Raw genomic sequence first — 23,661 nt, 5'->3', positions numbered from 1 at the left:
TACCCGCCGAGGCGAATGGCTTGCCTCGGCGGCCATCAGACTCTCAGATCATCAGTGGCGCCCGCTCGCACAACACCTTCAAGGCCGCCGCCCAGTCGGGATGATCGTTCAGGCAGGGCACCAGTTGCAGGCTCTCGCCACCAGCCTCGACGAACTGCTCGCGACCGCGGTCGCCAATTTCCTCCAGGGTCTCGATGCAGTCGGCGACGAAGGCCGGACACATCACCAGCAACTTCTTCACGCCCTGCGCGGCCAGCTCGTCGAGACGGCTCTCGGTATAGGGCTCAATCCACTTGGCACGTCCCAGACGCGACTGGAAGCTCACCGACCATTGCTCGGGGCGCAAGCCCATGCGCTGGGCGAACAGTTCGGCACTGCGCAGGCATTGCGCGCGGTAACAGTTGGCCAGCACCTCGGGCGAGGCGCTGCGGCAGCAATCTTCGCCTTTCAGGCAATGACCGCTGGGATCGAGCTTGTGCAGGTGGCGCTCCGGCAGGCCGTGAAAACTCAGCAGCAGGTGGTCGAAATCCTGCTCCAGATAAGGCTTGGCGCTGGCCACCAGGGCGTCGAGGTATTCCGGCTGATCGTAGAACGGCGGCAGAGTGGACAGACGCATGTCCAGGCCGCGCTCGCGCACCACCCGCTTGACCTCTTCGATCACCGTAGTGGTGGTGCTGTCGGCGAACTGCGGATACAGCGGCGCCAGGGTCACTTCACGGATGCCCTGCGCAGCCAGACGCTGCAGGGTCGACTCGATGGAAGGCTCGCCATAACGCATGGCCAATTCCACCGGGCCCTGGGTCCAATGAGCCTTCATCGCTTCCTGCAAACGGCGACTGATTACCACCAGCGGCGAACCTTCGTCCCACCAGATCGAGGCGTAGGCGTGCGCCGATGCGGCAGGACGCTTGATCAGAATCAGCGACACCAGCAAACGACGCAGCGGCCAAGGCAGGTCGATCACGTAGGGATCCATCAGGAACTGATTGAGGTAACGGCGGACATCGGCTACTTCGGTGGACGCGGGCGAACCCAGGTTAACCAGCAACAATGCGTGATCGGTCATGCGAAATCCTAGTCATTGATGGCCTAGCAGATCCGCCAGGGCCACATCCAGATGGGTAAAACGGAAACTGAAACCCGCTTCCAACAGGCGCGTCGGCACGGCACGCTGGCCGCCGAGCAGCAACTCGGACATCTCGCCGAGTGCAGCGCGCAGGACGAAAGCCGGCGCCGGGAAAATCGTCGGGCGGCTAAGTGCCTGGCCCAGCGCCTTGCTGAACTCGGCATTGCGCGCGGGTAACGGCGCGCAGGCATTATAAGGACCGCGAGCGTCGCCCTGCTGCAAGAGAAAATCGATCAGGCCGATTTGATCGGCGATATGAATCCAGGGCATCCACTGTCGACCATCACCGATGCGGCCACCCAGGCAGAGCTTGAACGGCAACAACAGGCGTTTGAGCATGCCGCCATCCGGGCTCAGCACCAGACCGGTGCGCACCAGCACCACGCGAATCCCCAGGTCCTCGGCGCGTTGTGCAGTTTCTTCCCAGGCCCCACACAGCTGCGCGGCGAAATCATCGGTGACCTGCGGCGTATCTTCACTCAGCTCACGTTCACCGCCGTTGCCGTACCAACCCACTGCCGAGCCCGACAGCAGCACGGCGGGGCGCTGCTGGCGCCGTTGCAGCCAGGTCAGCAGCTGCTCGGTCAAACCGATACGACTCGACCACAGCAGCGCCTTGCGCTTGCTGCTCCAGGGGCGGTCGGCGATGGGGGCACCGGCCAGATTGATCACCGCGTCCAACGGCTCTTCAGCCAGCTCCTCAAGCCGGGCAATGCCTCGAACATTGGCCCCACAGAGGCGCGCGACCTTGCTTGGCTCACGGCTCCAGACGGTCAGGAGGTGGCCCTGCTCGGCCCAGTGTGCGCAAAGCGCTCGTCCGATCAGACCGGTACCGCCGGTCAGCAGGATATGCATGGCATCGTCCTCGCATGGCAATGGAAGAAACTTCACCTTTAGTCTGGTTCATGACGCGCACACGTGCCTTTATTGAATGCCGTGTTTGTCCTAAACCTAAAGCAAGGGAGCGCCACTTTCGGCGACAGCTATACATGAAAACACTCTTGTATAGCTTTTGTCCAAGCCTTAGCCTGTAAAGCATTCAGCGCTGACGAGGTAACCATGAACGCACCCATCGCCATCATTGGCACCGGCATCGCAGGGCTATCCGCCGCCCAGGCCCTGCATGCCGCTGGCCGGGACATCGAACTGTTCGACAAGAGCCGTGGCAGTGGCGGGCGCATGGCAAGCAAGCGCAGCGACGCCGGCAGCCTGGATCTTGGCGCGCAATATTTCACCGCACGTGACCGCCGCTTCGTCGAGGTGGTGCAGCAATGGCAGGCCCGCGGCTGGGTCACCGAATGGCAGCCGAGCCTGTACAACGCCCAGGACGGCCAGCTCAGTGCATCGCCGGATGAGCAAGTGCGCTGGGTTGGCTGCCCACGCATGAGCGCCATCACCCGCGCCATGCTCGGCGCGCTGCCGGTCAAATTCAGCTGCCGCATTACCGAAGTGTTCCGTGGCGACCGCTACTGGAGCCTGCTCGATGCCGAAGGCAACAGCCACGGTCCTTACAGCCACGTCATCGTTGCCACCCCCGCCCCACAAGCCAGCGCCCTGCTGGCGGCCGCACCGAAATTGGCTGGCGTCGCAGCGAGCGTGATCATGGACCCGACCTGGGCGGTCGCACTGGGTTTCGAGAGCCCCCTGGACACTCGCGTCGAGGGCTGCTTCGTGCAGGACAGCCCGCTCGACTGGCTGGCGCGCAACCCGAGCAAACCTGGCCGCGATAGCCACCTCGACACTTGGGTGCTGCACGCCAGCAGCGTCTGGAGCCGGCAGAATCTCGATCTGCCCAAGGACGCGGTGATCGAACAGTTGCACGGTGCCTTCGCCGAGCTGATCGGCTGCGCCGTGCCGCCGCCGAGTTTCACCCTCGCCCATCGCTGGCTGTATGCACGTCCGGCACAGGCGCATCAGTGGGGGGCGCTGGCCGATGCCGATCTGGGCCTGTATGCCTGTGGCGACTGGTGCCTGTCGGGGCGGGTCGAAGGCGCCTGGCTCAGCGGCCAGGATGCTGCGCGTCGTCTGCTCGAGCACCTGCAATGAGCCACCCCAACAACAGGCCTGCAAAACGCCGCCTCAACCCGCGCAAACTGCTGCTGTCGAAATGGACAGCCGCGCAGCCGCAGAACCGCGAGCGTCATTTCCTGGTGACCGAGCTGATCCGCGACGAGCAAGACAACATCCTCGGCGTCGAGCTTCAAGCGGTACTCACCCAACGCAGCCAGCAACTCGACTGGCGCCAGTTGCAAGACAGCGAGTACTGGCTGCAAGGCTGGCGCTGACCCTCCCGCGATACCTGGCGGCGGCCCCTCGACTGACGCCGCCTGCCTGCACAGAAAAACCAATACCAAACCTGTACAAAGTATTTGACTTGTATAACTGCACACCTATGATAGAAACAAGTTGTACATGGATAACTCCATGTACAAGGTCTAACGAGGTCAGGTTATGCAAGCGAGCAAAGCCAAACTGGGTATCAGCGCCTGCCTGCTGGGTGCCGAGGTCCGCTACAACGGCGGCCACAAGCTGTCGCGCCTGTGCAGCCGCAGCCTGACCGAACACTTCGATTTCATCCCGGTCTGTCCCGAAGTCGGCATCGGCATGTCGATCCCTCGGGAGCCGATTCGCCTGGTCGGTGATCCGCAGTCACCACGCGCTGTCGGCACCGTCGACCGCACGCGCGATGTCACCGATGCCCTGGCCGCCTACGGCGAACGCATGGCCACTGAACTGCAGGGCATCAGCGGCTATATCTTCATGCAGCAGTCACCGTCCTGCGGCCTGGAGCGGGTCAAGGTGTATCAGGAAGGCGGACGCCCGAGCGAGCCGGGGCGCGGCATCTTCGCTGCTGCCTTCTGCGCGCGGTATCCGGACCTGCCGGTGGAAGAAGACGGCCGCCTCAATGATCCGGTGCTGCGCGAGAACTTTATCACCCGCGTCTACGCCCACGCCGAATGGCAGCGTCTGTTGCAGCAAGGCCTGACGCGTCGCGCGCTGATCGCCTTCCACTCGCGCTACAAGTACCTGCTGATGGCCACCGACCCGGTGCGCTACAAGACGCTCGGGCGCATGCTCGGCGACCTGAACCAGCATGATCTGGGCGAGCTGGCGCCGCGCTATTTCAGCGAACTGATGAGCGCGCTGAAGAAATGCGCCACCCGTGGCACCCACAGCAACGTGCTGCAGCACCTGAGCGGCTATCTCAAGCGTGCGCTCAGCCCCGACGAGAAGCAGGAAATGCAGCAACTTATCGGTCAATACCGCGACGGCATCGTGCCGCTGGTGGTGCCGCTAACGCTGCTCAAGCACCACTTCCGCCGTCACCCGGATCGCTACATCGCCGAGCAAGCGTATCTGCAGCCGCACCCCGAGCCACTCAGCCTGCGCAATGCGCTGTGATGCCATGACCAGCGAAACCATCGCCGACGACGAAGTCGGCCACGACTACCGCCAGGCACTCGACGAGGGCTACCTACCGATTCGCGAGGTAGCCCGCAGCACCGGCATCAATGCCGTGACCCTGCGCGCCTGGGAGCGCCGCTACGGGCTGATCGTGCCCTACCGCACACCCAAGGGACACCGCCTCTATTCACCGGCCAACCTCGCACGCATCAACGCCATTCTCGCCTGGCTGGCTCGCGGCGTTGCCGTCGGCCAGGTCAAGGCGCTGCTCGATCATGAGCAGGTACCGCAAGCAACCCACACCGACAACTGGTCACGTCAGCGCAACGAGCTGCTCGGCTGCATCGTTCAGTTCAGCGAGCGGCGCCTGGATGATCGCTTCAACTCGGCACTGGCGCTCTACCCGGCCAGCACCCTGGTCGAACAACTGTTGTGGCCGCTGCTCGGTGATCTGCGCCAGCGCTGGCAAGGCCAGTTCGGCGCACGCGCCGAGCAGGTGTTCTTCCTCTCCTGGCTGCGCAGCAAGCTGGCCACCCGTACCTATCACTGCAATCGCCAGGTCGGCGGCGCGCCACTGCTGCTGATCAACCTCGGTGAAGCGCCAATGGAGCCGGGCCTGTGGCTGTGCGCCTGGCTGGCCAGCGCCAGCGATTGTCCGGTGGAGGTCTTCGATTGGCCGCTGCCGCCCAATGAACTGCTGACGGCGCTGGAGCACATCGCCCCACGCGCCGTGCTGTTGTACGCCGAAGAAGCGCTCGACGGCGCCCTGGTGCGCCGCCAGTTACCCCGTCTGGCCGAACAATGCCCGGTGCCGCTGCTGCTCGCCGGCCCCGCCGCTCACATTCACCGCGACTCGCTGACTGGCCTGGAGTCGGCCAGCGACCCGCTCGCCGCGCACGCCTGGCTATTGCAACAGGGCTTGCTCGGCACCCAAGAGGTCACCCCATGCAGCAACTGATGTGGTTTCGCAGCGACCTGCGCACCCAGGACAACACCGCCCTGAGCCGCGCCATGAGCAGCGGCGCGACCATCGCCCTGTATCTCGTCACGCCTGGCCAGTGGCAGCGCCATGACGATGCTGCGAGCAAGGTGGACTTCTGGCTGCGCAACCTGGCGGAGCTGAGCAAGGCTCTGGCGGCGCTCAATGTGCCGCTGCTGGTACGCCACTGCCACGATTGGAGCGAGGCGCCGGTGCAGGTCGCCGAGGTCTGCCATGAACACGACATCAGCGCCGTGCATGTCAATGAGGAGTACGGCATCAACGAGAGCCTGCGCGATCAGCAGGTCTGCGCCTACCTCGGCCAGCAGGCCATCGCCTGGCACAGCCACCTCGATCAGCTGTTCTTCAAACCTGGCAGCGTACTGACCCGCTCCGGCGGCTACTTCCAGGTCTACAGCCAGTTCCGCAAGGTCTGCTACGAGCGCCTGCACACGGCCCTGCCGGTATTGATCGCCCCTCCGAAGGCGCAAACGCCGCTGGCCATCGGCAGTGACGCGATACCCGAAACCGTAGAGGGTTTCGCCACACCCAGCGCCAACCTGCGCCTGCTCTGGCCCGCCGGAGAGGAGGCTGCCCTGCAGCGCCTGCAGCGCTTTAGCGAGGAGCAGGTCACCTACTACAAGGACGAACGCGACTTCCCCGCCAAGCCTGGCACCAGCCAGTTGTCGCCCTACCTGGCCGTCGGCGTCGTATCGCCGCGCCAATGCCTGCATGCCGCGCTCGCGGCCAATCAGGGCGAGTTCGACAGTGGCAACCCAGGCGTTGTCACCTGGATCAACGAGCTGCTCTGGCGTGAGTTCTACAAGCACACACTGGTCGGCTACCCACGGGTATCGCGCCACCGTGCCTTCCGCCTGGAAACCGAGGCGGTGCCATGGCGCCACGCCCCGGAAGATCTGGCCGCCTGGCAAGAGGGCCGCACCGGCCTGCCGATCATCGATGCGGCCATGCGCCAACTGCTGGCAACCGGCTGGATGCACAACCGCCTGCGCATGATCGTCGCCATGTTCCTGACCAAGAACCTGCTGATCGACTGGCGCGAGGGCGAGCGCTTCTTCATGCGTCACCTGATCGATGGCGACCTGGCGGCGAACAACGGCGGCTGGCAATGGAGCGCCTCCACCGGTACCGATGCAGCGCCGTACTTCCGCATTTTCAACCCGATCAGCCAGTCGCAGAAGTTCGATCCCGAAGGCCAGTTCATTCGCCAGTGGGTGCCAGAGCTGGCCGGCCTGAACAAGCGCGATATTCATGACCCGTCCGCACTGGGCGGCCTGTTCGCGCCCGCCGGTTACCCACGCCCGATCGTCGATCTGTCGCGCTCGCGTGAACGCGCCCTGACGGCGTTCAAGAACCTGTCTGCGCGGGAGGTTCCGGCATGAGTGCATTCCTTCATGACTTCGCCGAGCGCTTCGCCGCGCTGAACAAGGACAACCTTAGTCTGCTCGGCGAGCTGTACAGCGACGACGTGCAGTTTCGCGACCCATTGCATGAGGTGCACGGCCTGACGGCGGTACGCCGCTATTTCGCCGAGCTGTACGCCAATGTGGAAGCGCTGCATTTCGAATTTCACGGCTTCGATCAGGTCGCCGAGGGCGAAGGCTACCTGCGCTGGACCATGCGCTATCGCCATCCGCGCCTGCGCGGCGGTGCCGAGATCGCCGTCGAAGGCTGCTCGCACCTGCTCTGGCGCGAGCGCGTCTATCAACACCGAGATTATTTCGATGCCGGCGCGCTGCTCTACGAACACCTGCCGCTGCTCGGTAGCGTGATCGCCTGGCTGAAACGGAGGCTGGCATGAAACGTATCTGGCTCACTGGCGCCAGCAGCGGCATCGGCGCCGCACTGGCCGAAGAATTGCTGAAGGCCGGCCATCAGCTGGCACTGAGCGCACGCAGCAGTGGCCCACTGCAGGACTTCGCAGCGCGCTATGGCGATCAGGTACTGGTCGCCCCAGGTGACCTGACCGATGCCGAGCAGGTACGCGCGATTGGCGAGCGCATCGCTCGACACTGGGGCGCGCTGGATTGCGTGATCCTCAACGCTGGCACCTGCGAATACGTCGACGTGCGCCAGTTCGAGGCGGCGATGATCGAACGCGTGGTCAGCGCCAACCTGTTTGCCGCCAGCTACTGCATCGAAGCCGCCCTGCCCCTGCTGCGCCAGGGCGAGCGCCCACACCTGGTCGGCGTTGGCAGCTCGGTGACCTTCATGCCGCTGCCGCGCGCCGAAGCCTATGGTGCCTCCAAGGCCGCCATGCGCTACCTGATGCAGACACTGCGTATCGACCTGGCCAGCGAGGGCATCGACGTCACCCTGGTCAGCCCGGGCTTCGTCGACACGCCCCTGACGCAGAAGAACGACTTCCCGATGCCCATGCGCTGGCCGGTCGAACGCGCCGCACAGTACATCGCCGAGCGCCTGGACAAGCGCCCGCACGAGATCGCCTTTCCCACTCCCTTCATCGCCGTACTGAAACTGCTCGGCAGCCTGCCCAGCAGCCTGCAACTGGCCATAGGTCGCCGCCTGGCGCGCAACGAGGACAACGCATGAAAATCGCCATCGTCGGCAGCGGCATCACCGGCCTGACCTGTGCCTACCTGCTCAATCGCCAGCACGACATTCAGGTGTTCGAGGCCAGCGACTGGATCGGCGGCCACACCCACACCGTCGACGTGCAGGTGGAGGGGCGCAGCTACGCCATCGATACCGGTTTCATCGTCTTCAACGACTGGACCTACCCCAACTTCATTCGCCTGCTGGAGCAGATCGGCGTCGGCTTCAAGCCCACCGAAATGAGCTTCTCGGTCAGCGACCCGGCCACCGGCGTGGAGTACAACGGCCACGACCTCAACACCCTGTTCGCCCAACGCAGCAACCTGCTGTCGCCGGCGTTCTGGGGCATGCTGCGCGACATCCTGCGTTTCAATCGCCAGTCGCTGGACGACCTGGCCAACAACCGCATCAGCGCCGACACCACGCTCGGCCAGTACCTCGACAGCAACGGCTATGGCCGGCGTTTCATCGAGCATTACATCGTACCGATGGGCTCGGCCATCTGGTCGATGTCACTGGCCGACATGCTCGGCTTCCCGCTGCAGTTCTTCGTGCGCTTCTGCAAGAACCATGGCCTGCTCTCGGTCAGCGACCGGCCGACCTGGCAGGTGATCGAAGGCGGCTCACGCAGCTACGTGGCGCCGTTGACCGCCAGTTTCGCCGAACGCATTCGCCTCAACTGCCCGGTCAGCCGCGTCGTCCGCGATCAGGACGGTGTCACCCTGCACAGCGCTGCCGGCAGCGAGCGCTTCGACAAGGTGATCTTCGCCTGTCACAGCGACCAGGCCCTGGCACTGCTCGAGCAGGCCAGCGAGCAGGAGCGGGACATTCTTGGCGCTCTGCCCTACGCCAATAACGACGTGGTGCTGCATACCGACACGCGCCTGCTGCCCAAGCGCAAGCTGGCCTGGGCCAGCTGGAACTATCGCCTGGGCGGGCCGCGTGAACAGATGGCGGCGGTGACCTACGACATGAACATCCTGCAGGGCATCGACAGCGCTACCACCTTCTGCGTCAGCCTCAACCAGACTGCCGCCATCGACCCGAACAAGATCCTCGCGCGCTTCCAGTACGCCCACCCGCAGTACAGCCTGGCCGGTACCGCGGCCCAGGCACGATGGGAAGAGTTGCTCGGCGCGCAGCACACTTACTACTGCGGCGCCTACTGGGCCAACGGTTTTCATGAAGATGGCGTGGTCAGCGCGCTGCGTGTGGCACGCGCCTTCGGAGAGACGCTCTGATGCACAGTGCCCTGTACAGCGGCTGGGTGCTGCATCGCCGCTTCGCCCCGCGCGCCCATGCCTTTCGTTATCGCATGGGCCTGCTGTACCTCGACCTGAGCGAGCAGGCGCAGCTGTTCGCCCTGTCAAAGCTGGCCGGCTCCGGCCGCTGGGCGCCATTCGCCTTTCGCGAGAGCGACTACCTGCCCGAGTCCACCCGCCAGGGCGTGGCACTGCATGAGGCGGTGCGCGATCGCGTGGAGCAGGCACTGGGCACACGCCCGCAGGGTCGCATCTGCGTGCTGACGCAGCCGCGCAGCTGGGGCCTGGCCTTCAATCCGGTGAGCATCTTCTACTGCCATGACGCTGACCAGCGACTGATGGCAATTCTCTGTGAAGTCAGCAATACGCCGTGGCGTGAGCGTTATCACTACGTGCTGCCGGCAGAGGGCGAAGGCCGCCATCAGGTCAGCGTCGACAAGGCCTTTCATGTCTCGCCCTTCCTGCCGCGCGAGCTGGAATATCGCATGAGTTTCAGCGCCGTAGGCGAACGCCTTGGCGTGCACATGGCCGACTGGCAGGGCGAAACCAAGATGTTCGATGCCAGCCTCAGCCTGCACCGCGAAGGCCTCGACCGCGCCAGCCTGCACCGCTACCTGCTCAGTTTCCCCTGGATGACCGGCAAGACCCTGGTCGCCATCTACTGGCAGGCGATGCGCCTGCTGTTCAAGCGCATCCCGATTTTCGACCACAAGCCCGCGGAAGGCAGCTTCCGTGTCGCCCGCCCGCAAGTGAAGGACATGCCCCATGAAAAGCTCTAGCCTGAATCCCACCAGAAGTCTGGTACGCAGTGGCAACGGCATTGGCGCCGGTCTGTTGCGGCGCGCCGTGATACGCCAGTTGCAGAACCTGCACCACGGCCTATTGGTTATCCACGAGGCGGGCGACAGCCTGCACTTCGGTAACCCGCAGGCCAGCCTGCGCGCCGAAATTACGGTGCATGACCCTGCAGTCTGGGGTCTGGTGGCGGGTAACGGCTCGATCGGCTCGGGTGAGGCCTATATCCATGGCTACTGGAGCACGCCGGACCTGACGGCGGTGATCCGTATTTTCGTCGCCAACCTCGATGTGCTTGATGCCATGGAGGGTGGCCTGGCGCGCCTCGGCCGGCCGCTGATCCAGGGCCTGCACTGGCTCAATCGCAACACCCGCAAGGGCTCGCGCCGCAATATCGCCGCGCACTACGACCTGGGCAATGACCTATTCGAACAATTCCTCGACCCGACCATGATGTATTCGGCCGCCATGTTCGCGAACGAACACGACAGCCTGGAGCAGGCGCAGCTCAACAAGCTTGAACGCATCTGCCAGAAACTTGCACTGCAGCCTACGGACCACTTGCTGGAGATCGGTACCGGCTGGGGCAGCATGGCCATCTATGCCGCCACTCATTACGGCTGCCGGGTGACCACCACCACCTTGTCGCGCGAGCAGCACGCCCATACCGAGCGACGCATTCGCGAACTGGGCCTGGAGGATCGCGTCACCCTGCTGCTGGAAGACTACCGCGACCTCGATGGCCAGTACGACAAGCTGGTCTCCATCGAGATGATCGAAGCCGTCGGCCATCGCTTCCTGCCCACCTATTTCGAGCAGTGCGCGCGCCTGCTCAAGCCCGACGGGCTGATGCTGCTGCAGGCCATCACCATCCGTGATCAACGCTACGAACAGGCCTGCAAGTCGGTGGACTTCATCCAGCGCTACATCTTCCCCGGCGGCGCCCTGCCCTCGGTGCAGAAGATGCTCGACGTGGTCACCCGGCATACCGACTTCAACCTGCATCACATGGAAGATTTCGGCCTGCACTACGCACGTACCCTGCGCCTGTGGCACGACAACCTGCGTCACGCGCGGCAGCGCCTGGAGCAGTTGGGCTACGACGATTACTTCTATCGCCTGTGGGAGTTCTACCTCTGCTATTGCGAAGGCGGCTTCCTCGAACGCACCATTGGCACCGCGCAATTGCTGCTGGCCAAACCGGCCGCACGCCCTGCGCCTCTGTTAGGAAACTTCGATGCCTAAGCTGATCGCCAATGCCCTCCTGTTCCAGCTCGGCTGGCTGGTCTGCGTCTTTGCTGGCGACAGCCCCTGGCTGCTGGTGGTGGCACTGATCATTGGCGTGCACCTGCTGTGGGTCAGCAGTTGGGCGGCCGAAGGCAAGCTGCTGCTCAGCGTGTTTCTCGCCGGCAGTGCGCTGGACAGTTTTCTGCTCAACCTCGGCGTGTTCGATTTCGGCGAGGAGCGCCAACTGATCCCCCTGTGGCTGGCCTTGCTCTGGCTGTTGCTGGCCAGCACACTGAACCACTGCCTGGCCTGGACTGCCCAGCCCTGGTGGCGAGCCAGCCTGCTCGGCGCAGTTGCCGCACCGCTGTCCTACTACGGCGGCGCCAAGATTGCCGGCGTCGCGCTGCCACTGGGTACCTGGCCAACCCTGGCGATCTTCGCGCTGGTCTGGGCCGTGGTGATGCCGGTACTGCACGGCTTCGCCAAACTCTATCGTGCGCAATACGAGCAGAGCCTGCGCAGCCGCCGCTCGGCCTAGCCGATAACCACTGTAGGAGCGGCGCCTCGCCACGAACCACTTCGGCTCGGGTTCGAGAAGCTTCGCCCTGGGGCGGGGCTCCTACGAAAAGCGGCTTGCGGCCTGCTGAACTGGCGGCACTGACCACTGCACCCTGTCAGCCCAAGCCCCGCGTATCCACTGCATGGCGTACACTGCCGCGCAATGAGCCAGACCATCCCCCATACCCAACTGCCAACCGAGCCCGAGATCAGCTGCAGCACCTGCGCAGCTTGCTGCTGCCAGCTGGAAGTGATGCTGTTCGGCGATAACGACGTGCCGCAGCATTTGATCGATACCGACCAGTGGGGCAGCGAAGTGATGCGTCGCCTGGACGACAACTGGTGCGCGGCGCTGGACCGCAACAGCATGCGCTGCACCATCTACGAGGTGCGCCCACTGATCTGCCGGGAGTTCGAGCTGGGTGCGGCCGAATGCCTGGAAGAGCGCCAGGGCATCGCTCAGGCCTATCAATAATCTGTCGATTTCGCTGAAGTAGAGCGCCGGGCAAGCCTTACGTCGGCTACCTCATCAGGCCAGGCTCAATGCGCACAGCCTATGTGCCAGGCGGCTCAGCAGAAAAGCAAAAGGCCGGGCAGATGCCCGGCCTTTTCGGATACAACACTCAACCAGCAACAGAGGCTCAGAAGCTCATGCGGTAATGCACGGTGTAGGCTTCCGCGCCGTCATTGGGGTTCTTCAGGCCCGCGTTGGAATAGTGAATGGCACGCAGACCAATCTCCTGTCCCGCGAAACGCAGGCCGACACCGATGCGATCTTCGAACTGAAACGACGAGCCCAGATCGTTGCTCTCAAGCTCGGTACTGGAGAAGGCCGCAACACCGATGCCGGCTTCGATGTACGGACGCACGTTCTGCCCGGCGAACTCGTAAACGAATACCGGCGCGAAAGAAACACTGTGGTTGCTCGCCGTGTCGTCGCCATCCCAGTAGGTGTAACCCAGGTCCCAGTAACCAGTCAGACGTCCATAGCTGCTCTCCAGCCAGCTGTGGTTCCAGTCCCACTGAGCGCCCAAGCGATAAACCATGGTGGAATCGCCACTCTGACCAATAGCTGCGGTTACGTCCGCAGCCTGCGCAGCACCCATAGTTCCGAACGTCAGGGCCGTAGCTGCGGCAAAGGCATATAACTTCTTCATGAGTCATTCCTTGTATAGCGGGAGGTTTTTATCAGGCTCGTTACAAAAATATAGAAGTATTCGATATCAGAGAAAGCCCAAACCGAAAAAAATTCACTATATCGATAGCACTTCGGCCGTTTCATTCAACAAAATCGGCAATACGCGGCAAAGCTGCGCAGTGTTTCCGCTGCTCCAATAGCAAGTGGCCTGAGCGGGCGCGGTTGCCAGCATGTCGTGCTGAGCGAGCAAACGCTGCAGCTGCCGCGCCACTGCCGCGCCGGTATCAATCAGAGTCACCGAAGGTGGCACAAGCTCGCCCAACAGCGGACGCAGAAAGGGGTAATGGGTGCAGCCGAGAATCAGCGTGTCACAGCCTTCGGCCAGCAGCGGCGCCACATATCCCTGCAGCAGTTCGCGCGTGGCCGGTGCCTGCAGCTCGCCGGCCTCGATGCATTCCACCAACCCCGGACAGGGCTGGGTGATCACCCGCACATCATTGGCGAAGCGATCGAGCAGTGCAGCGAACCTGGCGCTCTTGAGCGTACCGGTGGTTGCCAGCACACCGACCACGCCACTGCGGGTCGCCGCAGCCGCCGGCTTTACCGCAGGCTCCATACCGACGATGGGCAAATCCGCATAACGTTCGCGCAGCTCGGCGGCAGCTGCGGCCGTGGCGGTATTGCAGGCCAGCACCAGGGCCTTGGCACCCTGCGCCAGCAGGTGCTCGGTGATCAGCACGCAGCGTTCGCGAATGTATTCCGGGCTTTTCTCGCCGTAAGGCACATGGCCGCTGTCAGCGACGTAAAGCAGCGACTCGTTCGGCAGCAACTGGCGAATCTCGCGCAGCACCGACAGGCCGCCGACGCCGGAGTCGAAAACGCCAATCGGCGCCTGCGACTGACTCATTTCAAATCATCCCCACGGCTACGCAGCCTATCGTTAGCGCCCACCGCACACCTCGCAAACCGGATCGCGCTTGACCCGCAGTTCGCGAAAGCGCGTGCCCAGCGCATCGATCAGCAGCAAGCGCCCCACCAGCGGCTCACCGAAATCTGCCAGCAGCTTGAGCGCCTCCAGCGCTTGCAGGCTACCGACCAGCCCCACCAGCGGGCCGACCACGCCGGCTTCGCTGCAGGTCAGCTCGGCTTCGCTACCGTGGCCGTACAGGCAGTGGTAGCAAGGGCTGGCGGCGTTGCGCGGATCGAACACCGAGAGCTGGCCTTCCAGGCGGATCGCCGCACCGGACACCAGCGGCTTGCCCGCCGCGACGCAGGCGGCATTGACCGCTTCGCGGGTGGAGAAATTGTCCGAGCAGTCCAGCACCAGGTCGACGGCGCTCACGGCGGCGGCCAGCGAGTCGGCGTCCAGCGCCTGGCGATGCGGCACCAACGTGATATTCGGATTGATCGCCGCCAGCCGCGCCATGGCTGAATCCACCTTGGCCTGGCCGATGCTGGCGGTGTCGTGGGCGATCTGCCGCTGCAGGTTGGTCAGGTCCACCGTATCGAAGTCCGCCAGGTGCAGCTCGCCGACGCCAGCGGCCGCCAGATACAGCGCCACCGGCGAGCCCAGACCGCCCATGCCGACGATCAATACACGGCCCTGTTTGAGCCGCAGTTGGCCTTGCACATCGATCTGTTTCAGCAGGATCTGCCGGCTGTAACGCAGCAGCTCATCATCGCTCAGCATCTGATCACTCACGGTCGAAACGTCCCAAACTGATGCGTTCATGACCACCCAGGTCACGCCGGCTATTGACCTCGACGAAGCCGCCCTCGCTGAGCAAGCTGCGTACGGCCTCGGCCTGATCGAAGCCATGCTCCAGCAGCAGCCAGCCACCGGACAGCAGGTGCTGCGGCGCGGCCTGGATGATCGCACGAATATCGTCCAGCCCGTCGCTGCCGGCGATCAGAGCGCTGCTCGGCTCGAAGCGCACGTCGCCTTCGTTCAAGTGGCGGTCATCGGCGCGGATATAGGGCGGGTTGCTCAGGATCAGGCCATAACGTTGTCCGCTCAGGGCAGAGAACCAATGGCTATGCAAGAACGCTGCGTTACCCAGTTGCAGGCGCTGGCGATTGCGCTCGGCCAGGGCCATGGCGTCCTCGACGCGATCTACACCGGTCACCTGCCAGGCCGGACGTTCGCTGGCCAGAGCCAGGGCGATGGCACCGGTGCCGGTGCCCAGGTCTAGCACGGCCAGCGGCGTGGCCGGCAGCAGCTCGAGCGCGGTCTCCACCAGCAGTTCGGTGTCAGGGCGAGGAATCAGGGTATGTGGCGCCACTTCCAGATCGAGGCTCCAGAAGCCCTGATGACCGAGGATATAAGCGACCGGCTCGCCCTGGCGACGGCGTTGCAGGTGGTTCTGAAACAGGGACAGTTGCTCGTCATCCAGCTCGCGCTCCGGCCAGGTACGCAGGTAGCTGCGCGGCTTGCCCAGCGCGGCAGCCATCAACAACTCGGCGTCCAGTCGTGGCGTGGGCGAGTCGGGCAGGTCAGCGGTGTCGAGCAGGGATTCGATGGTGGCCATGTCGTTCTCGTAGCCCGGATGCAATCCGGGAAATCGGTCCCCGGATTGCATCCGGGCTACGGTGCGCACGGCGCACCCTACGCGGCGCCAGCCATGCGCACCGCTGCACTCAATCGCCCAGGGCCGCCAACTGGTCGGCCTGGTACTCGGCCAGCAGCGGCTCGATGATGGCGTCGACGCCGCCGGCGATCACGTCGTTCAGCGAATACAGGGTCAGGTTGATGCGGTGGTCGGTCACCCGGCCCTGCGGGAAGTTGTAGGTGCGGATGCGCTCGGAGCGGTCGCCCGAGCCCACCAGCAGCTTGCGCGTTTCGGAGATTTCCTTGTGCGCCGCCGCTTCCTGCTGGTCCTGCAGCTTGGCCGCCAGCCAGGCCATGGCCTTGGCGCGGTTCTTGTGCTGCGAGCGCTCTTCCTGACATTCCACCACGGTGCCGGTGGGAATGTGGGTGATGCGGATCGCCGAGTCGGTGGTGTTGACGTGCTGACCACCGGCGCCGGAGCTGCGGTAGGTGTCTACGCGCAGGTCAGACGGGTTGATCTCGATGGCCGCCTGCTCGTCCGGCTCCGGCAATACCGCCACGGTGCAGGCGGAGGTGTGGATGCGCCCCTGGGATTCGGTTTCCGGCACGCGCTGCACGCGATGAGCGCCGGACTCGAACTTGAGCTTGGCGTAGACGTTGTCACCCTCGACACGGGCGATCACTTCCTTGAAGCCGCCGTGCTCGCCCTCGTTGGCCGACAGCACCTCGACGCGCCAGCCCTGCCTCTCGGCGTAACGCGAGTACATGCGGAACAGGTCGCCGGAGAAAATCGCCGCCTCGTCACCGCCGGTGCCGGCGCGCACTTCCAGGTAGACGTTACGGCCGTCGTTGGGATCTTTCGGCAGCAGCATGCGCTGCAGCTTGTCTTCCAGGGAGACCAGCGCTTCCTTGGCCCGGGCCACTTCCTCTTCGGCCATCTCGCGCATGTCCGCGTCGCTGTCCTTGAGCAGCGCCTGAGCACCTTCGAGGTCGCTCTGCACCTTGCGCAGCTCGCGGAAGGTAGCGATCACCGGCTCGATCTCGGCGTATTCCTTGGAATAGGCGCGAAACTGCGTCTGCTTGGAAATCACCTCGGCATCGCCGAGCAGCGCCGTCAGTTCCTCGAAGCGGTCGCTGAGGTTGTCCAGCTTGTTCAACAGTGAAGCTTTCATTGCAGACCTTTGTCCTGCGGCGCGCTCTCATCGAGGGCGAACAATTCCTGGGCCAGGCTGAGCGCGTCGACGCGCCCCTCGGCAGTAAGTTTCTTCATGCGCACGCTGGGTGCGTGCAGCAGCTTGTTGGTCAGGCCACGGGCCAGCTGCGCCAGCACGTCTTCGGGATTGCTGCCGTTGGCCAGCATGCGCTGGGCCTTGGCCAGCTCATCGTCGCGCAGGCGCTCGGCCTGCTGACGGTAGGCCTTGAGCACATCGACTGCGGCCAGCTCGCGCAGGCGCTGCATGAAGTCTTCGGTGCCGGCAGCCACCAGCTCCTCGGCAGCCTGCGCCGCGCCCTGGCGGCTCTTGAGGTTTTCCTCGATGACCTCGTGCAGGTCATCGACGGTATAGAGGTAGACGTCCTCCAGCTCACCCACCTGCGACTCGATGTCGCGCGGCACGGCGATGTCGACCATGAAGATCGGCTTGTGCTTGCGTTTTTTCAGCGCACTTTCCACCGCGCCCTTGCCGAGAATCGGCAACTGGCTGGCAGTGGAGCTGATAACGATGTCGCTGTGCGCCAGCTCGTCGGGAATGTCCGAGAGCAGCACGGCATGCGCACCGAACTGCTCGGCCAGCTGACTGGCGCGTTCCAGGGTACGGTTGGCGACGACGATGCGCTTGATGCCCTGGTCGTGCAGGTGACGCGCCACCAGGCTGATGGTCTCGCCGGCGCCGATCAGCAGCGCCTGGCTGCGGTGCAGGTCGGCGAAGATCTGTTTGGCCAGGCTGACCGCGGCGAAGGCCACGGACACCGGATTCTCGCCGATGGCGGTATCGGTGCGCACGGTCTTGGCGGTGCTGAAGGTGGCCTGGAACAAGCGCCCCAGCAACGGCCCGACGGTGCCGGCCTCACGCGCCACGGCGTAGGCGGACTTGAGCTGGCCGAGAATCTGCGGTTCGCCCAGCACCATCGAGTCGAGCCCGCAGGCGACGCGCATCATGTGCCGAACCGCGTCCTCCTCGCTGTGCACGTAGGCGCAGGCGCGCAATTCGTCGACGCTCAGGCGGTGATAGTCGGCCAGCCACTGCAGCACTTCATCGCTGCTCAGCTGATCCTGCTCCAGGTACAGCTCGCTGCGGTTGCAAGTAGAGAGGATCGCCGCCTCGCGGCTGGGCGTCAGCCGACACAGCTGCTGCAGCGCCTCGACCAGTTGCTCCGGGGTGAAAGCAACGCGCTCGCGCACCTCTACCGAGGCGGTCTTGTGGTTGATACCGAGGGCGATAAAGGCCATGCAGGGTCGCTGAGGGGCAATACGGGAGCCGGCAATTGTCCTACTTCGCCCCCGAGAGAACAACTCCCGCGACCTATTGTCCCAATAGACAGTTCGCCGCATCGTCCTGGCCAGTGGGCTTGCTCCAAGGCTTGTGTCATGATGCCGCGAACGTCGCAGGGCACGAGCCAGCACGGCCGTCGCCCCGGAATAACGCACGACAAGGCACTATGAACAGACCCCTCGCGTTGCTCACCGCATTCGCCTTCCTCAGCGGCTGCCAAACCTTCGCCCCCAGTGAGCCGGACGGTACGCCGCCGGTACAGGAAGCCGATCAGACCACCCAGCTGGAACCGAGCGAATACGGCTCGTTCAGCCAGGAAACCCTGTTCGCCCTGCTCACCGCCGAGCTGGCCGGGCAGCGCAATCGCTTCGACATTGCCCTCGGCAACTACGTGCAGCAGGCCAACGCCACCGGCGATGCCGGCGTCGCCGAACGCGCCTTCCGTATTGCCGAGTACCTCGGCGTCGAACAGGCCGCGCTCGACAGTGCACTGATCTGGGCCAGGAACGCGCCGAGCAACATCGACGCCCAACGCGCCGCCGCCGTGCAGTTGGCCCGCGCTGGCCGTTACGACGAATCCATGACCTATATGGAGCAGGTGCTGCAGCGCCAGGGCGATACCCACTTCGACTTTCTCGCCCTGTCTGCCGCAGAAACCGACCCGGATACCCGCGCCGGCCTGCTGCAGGGCTTCGACCGCCTGCTGAGCAAGAACCCGGACAACAGCCAACTGCTGTTCGGCAAGGCCATCCTCCTGCAACAGGACGGCCGCGCCGAAGAGGCCCTGGAGCTACTCGAAGACAGCGCGGCGAGCAGCAACGAGGTATCGCCGATCCTGCTGCGCGCCCGTCTACTGCAGAGCCTCGGCCGTGGCAAAGAGGCCATGCCGATCCTGCAGAAAGGTATCCGCAACAACCCCGACGACAAACGCCTGCGCCTGACCTACGCGCGCCTGCTGGTCGAGCAGGATCGCCTCGACGACGCCAAGGGCGAGTTCGCCAAGCTGGTGCAGGAAAACCCCAACGACGACGACCTGCGTTTCTCCCTGGCCCTGGTGTGCCTGGAAGCCGAAGCCTGGGAAGAGGCCATCGTCTACCTCGAAGAGCTGGTCGAACGCCGCAGCCATGTCGATGCCGCGCACTACAACCTCGGCCGCGCCTACGAAGCGCTGAACGACAACGACAGCGCTCTGCAAGAATACGCCCTGGTCGGCCCGAGTAACGACTACCTGCCGGCCCAGCAACGCCAGGCCGAACTGTTGTTCGCCCAACAGCGCAGTGAAGAAGCCAGCGCACGCCTGGCCCAGGCACGTAGCGCGCAACCGGATTACGCCATCCAACTGTACCTGATCGAAGCCGAAGGCCTGAGCAATCGCCGCCAGGTCGAGCCGGCCTGGAAGGTGATCAACGAAGGCCTGGAGCAGTACCCCAACGACCTGAACCTGCTTTATACCCGCGCCATGCTCGCGGAAAAGCGCGATGACCTGGCCCAGCTGGAAACCGACCTGCGCTATATCATCCAGCGCGAGCCGGAACACGCCATGGCGCTCAACGCCCTCGGTTACACCCTGGCCGACCGCACCACGCGCTATGAAGAAGCACGCGAGCTGATCGAGAAAGCGCACCAGCTCAACCCGGACGACCCTGCGATTCTCGACAGCCTCGGCTGGGTCAACTATCGCCTGGGCAACCTCGACGAGGCCGAGCGTCTGCTGCGCCAGGCTCTGGAGAAGTTTCCCGACCACGAAGTCGCTGCCCACCTCGGCGAAGTGCTCTGGGCCCAAGGCAAGCAGCGCGACGCCCGACGCGTCTGGCGCGACGCCCTCAGCGCAACGCCCGATAGCCCCATTCTGCGTGACACGCTGTTGCGCCTGACCGGTTCCGAGACTCTTTGATGCTTCGTCACCTACTCGTATTCAGCCTCATCGCCCTGCTCGCCGGCTGCGCCGGCCTCACCTCGCGCGAAGCGCTGGAAGGCCAGGGCGACCCAGCCCAGTGGAAAGCTCACAAAGAGCAGATCACGCAGCTCGATGGCTGGCAGATCAATGGCAAGATCGGCATCCGCGCCCCGCAGGATTCCGGCAGCGCCACGCTATTCTGGCTGCAGCGCCAGGATTACTATGACATTCGCCTGTCCGGCCCACTGGGCGGCGGCGCCGCGCGCCTGACCGGGCGCCCGGGTGACATCCTGCTGGAAGTGTCCAACCGCGGCCGCTTCCGCGCCGAATCCCCCGAGGCACTGCTGCGCGAGCAACTGCGCCTGGATCTGCCGGTGTCCAACCTACTCTGGTGGATTCGCGGCCTACCCGCCCCGGAAAGCCGCAGCCGCATCACCCTCGATGGCCAAAGCCACCTGGCGCAGCTGGAACAGGACGGCTGGAAGGTCGAATACCAGCGCTACACCGAGCAGAACGGCTACGCCCTGCCGGAGCGCATGAAGCTCTACGGCCAGGACCTGGAAGTGACCCTGGTGATCAAGGACTGGCAGCCGCGTCAGTTGGGGCTGTAAGCCGAATTACAGCCATAAGTCTGAGGCTTCCATGGACAACTCCCCCTCCCATTTATTGGGGCACGCCTAGTGGAGAGGGCCGAGGGTGATGACGTCTGCTCGGCGTTGCCGCAAAGCCCCTCTCCCCCCCTCTCCCGCAGCGGGAGAGGGGAGACAAGCCCCTAACACAACTTTTCAGCGCACCCCATGACCAACACCGCCATCCCCAGCCACGCCGAACTGATCCTGCCCGCCCCCGCCAAGCTCAACCTGATGCTGCACATCCTCGGCCGCCGCGCCGATGGCTACCACGAGCTGCAGACCCTGTTTCAGTTTCTCGACCACGGCGACGAGCTAGGTTTCAGCGTCCGCCAGGATGGCGAAATTCACCTGCACACGCCCATCGAAGGCGTACCGCATGACAGCAACCTGATCGTGCGCGCGGCCACAAGGCTACAGGAAGCCAGCGGCACAAAGCTTGGCGCCGATATCTGGCTGGACAAACGCCTGCCCATGGGCGGCGGCATCGGCGGTGGCAGCTCGGACGCCGCCACCACCCTGCTCGGCCTCGATCACCTGTGGCACACCCAACTGGGCGAAGAGCGCCTGGCCGAACTGGGCTTGGCCCTGGGCGCCGACGTACCGGTATTCGTGCGCGGTCGCGCGGCCTTCGCCGAGGGCGTTGGCGAGCGCCTGACCCCAGTCGAACTCGAGGAGCCCTGGTTCCTCGTCGCAGTACCGCAAGTCTTTGTCAGCACAGCAGAAGTTTTCGGCTCGCCCGAGTTGACACGCGATACGCCGCCCATTAAAGTTCGCAGCCTTCTTGCGGGGGGTGGTCGAAACGACTGCCAGCCGGTTGTAGAGAAGCGTTACCCTGAAGTTCGTAACGCTTTGATCTTGTTGAACAAATTTGTTTCAGCTAGATTGACCGGCACTGGAGCTTGCATATTTGGGAGCTTCCCAAATCGGGACGATGCTGATAAAGTCGCCCGCCAACTTCCAGGCACTCTGCCGAGCTTTGTCGCTCAAGGTCGCAACATTTCGATGCTGCACCGCAGGCTCCAAGCATTGGCCAAGAAGTGAATGCTCAGCATTCGGTTATACGATACAGGGGCGTCGCCAAGCGGTAAGGCACCAGGTTTTGATCCTGGCATGCGTTGGTTCGAATCCAGCCGCCCCTGCCATAACCTCCCCCGGGAGGTATCGAGAACCGAGTCAACAAGCGTTCAACACAGAATATAGGGGCGTCGCCAAGCGGTAAGGCACCAGGTTTTGATCCTGGCATGCGTTGGTTCGAATCCAGCCGCCCCTGCCATTTTCCATACCCATCCAGGTATACCCCCAGCCGGCAGGTACTGCGCGTGTCCAAGATGATGGTCTTCACGGGGAACGCAAACCCCGATCTGGCGCGACGGATCGTTCGTCAGCTGCACATTCCCCTCGGCGATGCTTCGGTCGGTAAGTTCTCCGACGGCGAAGTCATGATCGAAATCAACGAGAACGTTCGCGGTAAGGACGTCTTCCTGATTCAGCCGACCTGTGCACCCACCAACGACAACCTGATGGAACTGGTAGTGATGGCCGACGCCTTCCGCCGCTCCTCGGCGACTCGCATCACTGCAGTCATCCCCTACTTCGGTTATGCCCGCCAGGATCGCCGTCCGCGTTCCGCGCGCGTGGCAATCAGCGCCAAAGTGGTTGCCGACATGCTCACCGTGGTCGGTATCGACCGCGTGCTGACCGTCGACCTGCACGCTGACCAGATCCAAGGCTTCTTCGACATTCCGGTGGACAACATCTACGGTTCCCCGGTCCTGGTCGACGACATCGAAGACCAGCGCTTCGACAACCTGATGATCGTCTCCCCCGATATCGGTGGCGTCGTTCGTGCCCGCGCCGTGGCCAAGAGCCTGGGCGTCGACCTGGCGATCATCGACAAGCGTCGCGAGAAGGCCAACCAGTCCGAAGTGATGCACATCATCGGTGACGTCGAAGGCCGTACCTGCATCCTGGTCGACGACATGGTCGACACCGCCGGTACCCTGTGCCACGCCGCCAAAGCGCTGAAAGAGCGCGGCGCCGCCAAGGTCTACGCCTACTGCACCCACCCGGTGCTGTCCGGCCGCGCCATCGAGAACATCGAGAATTCCGTCCTGGACGAGCTGGTGGTCACCAACACCATCCCGCTGTCCGCTGCGGCGCAGTCCTGCTCGCGTATTCGCCAGCTCGACATCGCCCCGGTCGTCGCCGAAGCGGTCCGCCGCATCAGCAACGAAGAATCGATCAGCGCCATGTTCCGCTAAGCGGAACTGGCCAGATCACACTGCCCCGCCTCGTGCGGGGCTTTTTGCCCTACCGCCCGAGGCTGGTCGCAAGCTACAAGGCGGTTTGGTTATTTTGGAGAAGTGAAATGACTGTTGAATTTGCCCTGAATGCCGAAGTGCGTTCCGACCTGGGGAAAGGTGCGAGCCGCCGCCTGCGTCGTAACGTGTCCATGGTTCCTGCCGTGATCTACGGTGGCGACAAAGCCCCGCAATCGATCAGCCTGCTGGCCAAAGACCTGGCCAAGCTGCTGGAAAACGAAGCGGCTTTCAGCCACGTTCTGAGCCTGGACGTTGCCGGTACCAAAGAAAGCGTCGTGATCAAAGCCCTGCAGCGCCACCCGGCCAAAGGCTTCGTCCTGCACGCTGACTTCCAGCGCGTCGTTGCCGGCCAGAAGCTGACCGCCCACGTACCGCTGCACTTCATCAACGAAGCAACCGCCGTTGGCGTGAAGCAGCAAGGTGGTGAGATCTCCCACACCATCAACGAAGTCGAAGTTTCCTGCCTGCCGAAAGACCTGCCGGAATTCATCGAAGTCGACATGGCTGCCGTAGAAGTTGGCCAGACTGTCCACATGTCCGACCTGAAGCTGCCGAAAGGCGTTGAGCTGGTTGCTCTGGCTCACGGTAACGACCTGGCTGTCTCCAACATTCACGCTTCCCGCGTGAAGGCTGAAGACGAAGAAGGCGCCGCCGAGTAATCGCAGCGCGGAACCCGCCCGGCAGGCGATCACGCCGGGCGATTT

25 protein-coding genes and 2 tRNA genes are annotated in these 23,661 nt (G+C 63.9%); 19 read left to right on the top strand and 8 right to left on the bottom strand.

Translation table 11 applies throughout. The features are described from left to right. Positions 1-43 precede the first annotated feature (43 nt). Both hemH and JWV26_RS16170 read right to left on the bottom strand, forming a co-directional pair. Entirely contained in the window at positions 44-1,066 is a 1,023-nt protein-coding gene (gene hemH, locus JWV26_RS16175) for a ferrochelatase (protein ID WP_206417329.1), read from the bottom strand. Positions 1,067-1,078: 12 nt separating this feature from the next. Then, the gene (locus JWV26_RS16170; protein WP_072422936.1) at positions 1,079-1,981 is read right to left on the bottom strand and encodes a TIGR01777 family oxidoreductase; all 903 of its coding nucleotides are present in this window, start codon (positions 1,979-1,981) and stop codon (positions 1,079-1,081) included. 204 nt (positions 1,982-2,185) lie between these two features. On the opposite strand from JWV26_RS16170, the gene JWV26_RS16165 reads away from it, so the two are divergent. The 12 genes from JWV26_RS16165 to JWV26_RS16110 all read left to right on the top strand — a co-directional run bounded on the left by JWV26_RS16165 (position 2,186) and on the right by JWV26_RS16110 (position 12,404). Continuing rightward, complete coding sequence (locus JWV26_RS16165; RefSeq protein ID WP_206417328.1) at positions 2,186-3,172, top strand: NAD(P)/FAD-dependent oxidoreductase; 987 nt, start codon at positions 2,186-2,188, stop codon at positions 3,170-3,172. Next, positions 3,169-3,411, top strand: a complete 243-nt coding sequence (locus tag JWV26_RS16160) for a TIGR02450 family Trp-rich protein (RefSeq protein ID WP_206417327.1) — start codon at positions 3,169-3,171, stop codon at positions 3,409-3,411. The genes JWV26_RS16165 and JWV26_RS16160 overlap by 4 nt, the downstream gene beginning before the upstream one ends. Before the next feature lie 166 nt (positions 3,412-3,577). Continuing rightward, positions 3,578-4,528, top strand: a complete 951-nt coding sequence (locus tag JWV26_RS16155) for a YbgA family protein (RefSeq protein WP_093048961.1) — start codon at positions 3,578-3,580, stop codon at positions 4,526-4,528. A gap of 4 nt (positions 4,529-4,532) precedes the next feature. Next, entirely contained in the window at positions 4,533-5,489 is a 957-nt protein-coding gene (locus JWV26_RS16150; RefSeq protein WP_206417326.1) for a MerR family transcriptional regulator, read from the top strand. Then, positions 5,477-6,913, top strand: coding sequence for a deoxyribodipyrimidine photo-lyase (phrB, locus tag JWV26_RS16145; protein WP_206417325.1), 1,437 nt, complete (start codon positions 5,477-5,479; stop codon positions 6,911-6,913). The genes JWV26_RS16150 and phrB overlap by 13 nt, the downstream gene beginning before the upstream one ends. Further along, positions 6,910-7,332 carry a nuclear transport factor 2 family protein gene (locus JWV26_RS16140; RefSeq protein ID WP_206417324.1) on the top strand — a complete coding sequence of 141 codons (423 nt, stop codon included), beginning with the start codon at positions 6,910-6,912 and terminating at the stop codon, positions 7,330-7,332. The genes phrB and JWV26_RS16140 overlap by 4 nt, the downstream gene beginning before the upstream one ends. After that, positions 7,329-8,084, top strand: a complete 756-nt coding sequence (locus JWV26_RS16135) for an SDR family NAD(P)-dependent oxidoreductase (protein ID WP_206417323.1) — start codon at positions 7,329-7,331, stop codon at positions 8,082-8,084. The genes JWV26_RS16140 and JWV26_RS16135 overlap by 4 nt, the downstream gene beginning before the upstream one ends. Continuing rightward, entirely contained in the window at positions 8,081-9,328 is a 1,248-nt protein-coding gene (locus JWV26_RS16130; protein ID WP_206417322.1) for an NAD(P)/FAD-dependent oxidoreductase, read from the top strand. The genes JWV26_RS16135 and JWV26_RS16130 overlap by 4 nt, the downstream gene beginning before the upstream one ends. Further along, entirely contained in the window at positions 9,328-10,128 is an 801-nt protein-coding gene (locus tag JWV26_RS16125; protein ID WP_206417321.1) for a DUF1365 domain-containing protein, read from the top strand. The genes JWV26_RS16130 and JWV26_RS16125 overlap by 1 nt, the downstream gene beginning before the upstream one ends. Beyond that, on the top strand, positions 10,115-11,389 hold the full coding sequence (locus JWV26_RS16120; RefSeq protein WP_206417320.1) for an SAM-dependent methyltransferase: 1,275 nt from the start codon (positions 10,115-10,117) through the stop codon (positions 11,387-11,389). The genes JWV26_RS16125 and JWV26_RS16120 overlap by 14 nt, the downstream gene beginning before the upstream one ends. Beyond that, positions 11,382-11,909 (top strand): DUF2878 domain-containing protein, encoded by a 528-nt coding sequence (locus JWV26_RS16115; RefSeq protein WP_206417319.1) that lies wholly within the window; start codon positions 11,382-11,384, stop codon positions 11,907-11,909. The genes JWV26_RS16120 and JWV26_RS16115 overlap by 8 nt, the downstream gene beginning before the upstream one ends. 183 nt (positions 11,910-12,092) lie before the next feature. Continuing rightward, the gene (locus JWV26_RS16110; RefSeq protein WP_206417318.1) at positions 12,093-12,404 is read left to right on the top strand and encodes a YkgJ family cysteine cluster protein; all 312 of its coding nucleotides are present in this window, start codon (positions 12,093-12,095) and stop codon (positions 12,402-12,404) included. Positions 12,405-12,570: 166 nt separating this feature from the next. On the opposite strand, the gene JWV26_RS16105 is transcribed toward JWV26_RS16110, so the two are convergent. The 6 genes from JWV26_RS16105 to hemA form a co-directional block, all read right to left on the bottom strand. Beyond that, the gene (locus tag JWV26_RS16105; protein WP_017678138.1) at positions 12,571-13,086 is read right to left on the bottom strand and encodes an acyloxyacyl hydrolase; all 516 of its coding nucleotides are present in this window, start codon (positions 13,084-13,086) and stop codon (positions 12,571-12,573) included. Between the two features lie 96 nt (positions 13,087-13,182). Then, the gene (gene murI, locus JWV26_RS16100) at positions 13,183-13,974 is read right to left on the bottom strand and encodes a glutamate racemase (protein ID WP_206417317.1); all 792 of its coding nucleotides are present in this window, start codon (positions 13,972-13,974) and stop codon (positions 13,183-13,185) included. A gap of 33 nt (positions 13,975-14,007) precedes the next feature. Next, positions 14,008-14,757 (bottom strand): molybdopterin-synthase adenylyltransferase MoeB, encoded by a 750-nt coding sequence (locus JWV26_RS16095; protein ID WP_021488177.1) that lies wholly within the window; start codon positions 14,755-14,757, stop codon positions 14,008-14,010. A gap of 4 nt (positions 14,758-14,761) precedes the next feature. Then, positions 14,762-15,595 carry a peptide chain release factor N(5)-glutamine methyltransferase gene (gene prmC, locus JWV26_RS16090; protein WP_206417316.1) on the bottom strand — a complete coding sequence of 278 codons (834 nt, stop codon included), beginning with the start codon at positions 15,593-15,595 and terminating at the stop codon, positions 14,762-14,764. Positions 15,596-15,704: 109 nt separating this feature from the next. Next, a complete protein-coding gene (prfA, locus tag JWV26_RS16085) occupies positions 15,705-16,787 on the bottom strand; it encodes a peptide chain release factor 1 (protein WP_206417315.1) in 1,083 nt (360 codons plus the stop codon). Beyond that, positions 16,784-18,064, bottom strand: a complete 1,281-nt coding sequence (hemA, locus tag JWV26_RS16080; RefSeq protein WP_206417314.1) for a glutamyl-tRNA reductase — start codon at positions 18,062-18,064, stop codon at positions 16,784-16,786. The genes prfA and hemA overlap by 4 nt, the downstream gene beginning before the upstream one ends. A 209-nt stretch (positions 18,065-18,273) precedes the next feature. Between hemA and JWV26_RS16075 the strand changes: the two genes are divergently transcribed. The 7 genes from JWV26_RS16075 (at position 18,274) to JWV26_RS16045 (ending at position 23,616) form a co-directional block, all read left to right on the top strand. After that, positions 18,274-20,001, top strand: a complete 1,728-nt coding sequence (locus tag JWV26_RS16075; protein ID WP_206417313.1) for a tetratricopeptide repeat protein — start codon at positions 18,274-18,276, stop codon at positions 19,999-20,001. Continuing rightward, the gene (lolB, locus tag JWV26_RS16070) at positions 19,998-20,615 is read left to right on the top strand and encodes a lipoprotein insertase outer membrane protein LolB (RefSeq protein ID WP_206417312.1); all 618 of its coding nucleotides are present in this window, start codon (positions 19,998-20,000) and stop codon (positions 20,613-20,615) included. The genes JWV26_RS16075 and lolB overlap by 4 nt, the downstream gene beginning before the upstream one ends. A 186-nt stretch (positions 20,616-20,801) precedes the next feature. Continuing rightward, positions 20,802-21,677 (top strand): 4-(cytidine 5'-diphospho)-2-C-methyl-D-erythritol kinase, encoded by an 876-nt coding sequence (ispE, locus tag JWV26_RS16065; RefSeq protein WP_206417311.1) that lies wholly within the window; start codon positions 20,802-20,804, stop codon positions 21,675-21,677. Positions 21,678-21,703: 26 nt separating this feature from the next. Further along, positions 21,704-21,778: transfer RNA gene (locus tag JWV26_RS16060), tRNA-Gln, on the top strand. 56 nt (positions 21,779-21,834) lie between these two features. Then, positions 21,835-21,909 (top strand) — tRNA-Gln (locus JWV26_RS16055). A 46-nt stretch (positions 21,910-21,955) separates the two neighbouring features. Then, entirely contained in the window at positions 21,956-22,897 is a 942-nt protein-coding gene (locus JWV26_RS16050) for a ribose-phosphate pyrophosphokinase (RefSeq protein ID WP_003244667.1), read from the top strand. Between the two features lie 107 nt (positions 22,898-23,004). Then, positions 23,005-23,616 carry a 50S ribosomal protein L25/general stress protein Ctc gene (locus JWV26_RS16045; protein ID WP_072422957.1) on the top strand — a complete coding sequence of 204 codons (612 nt, stop codon included), beginning with the start codon at positions 23,005-23,007 and terminating at the stop codon, positions 23,614-23,616. The last annotated feature ends 45 nt before the right edge of the window (positions 23,617-23,661 follow it).

Origin of the sequence: Ectopseudomonas toyotomiensis (assembly GCF_017167985.1) — a bacterium.
Classification (GTDB): Bacteria; Pseudomonadota; Gammaproteobacteria; order Pseudomonadales; family Pseudomonadaceae; genus Aquipseudomonas; species Aquipseudomonas toyotomiensis.
This window is presented reverse-complemented; position numbering and strand designations above follow the sequence as displayed.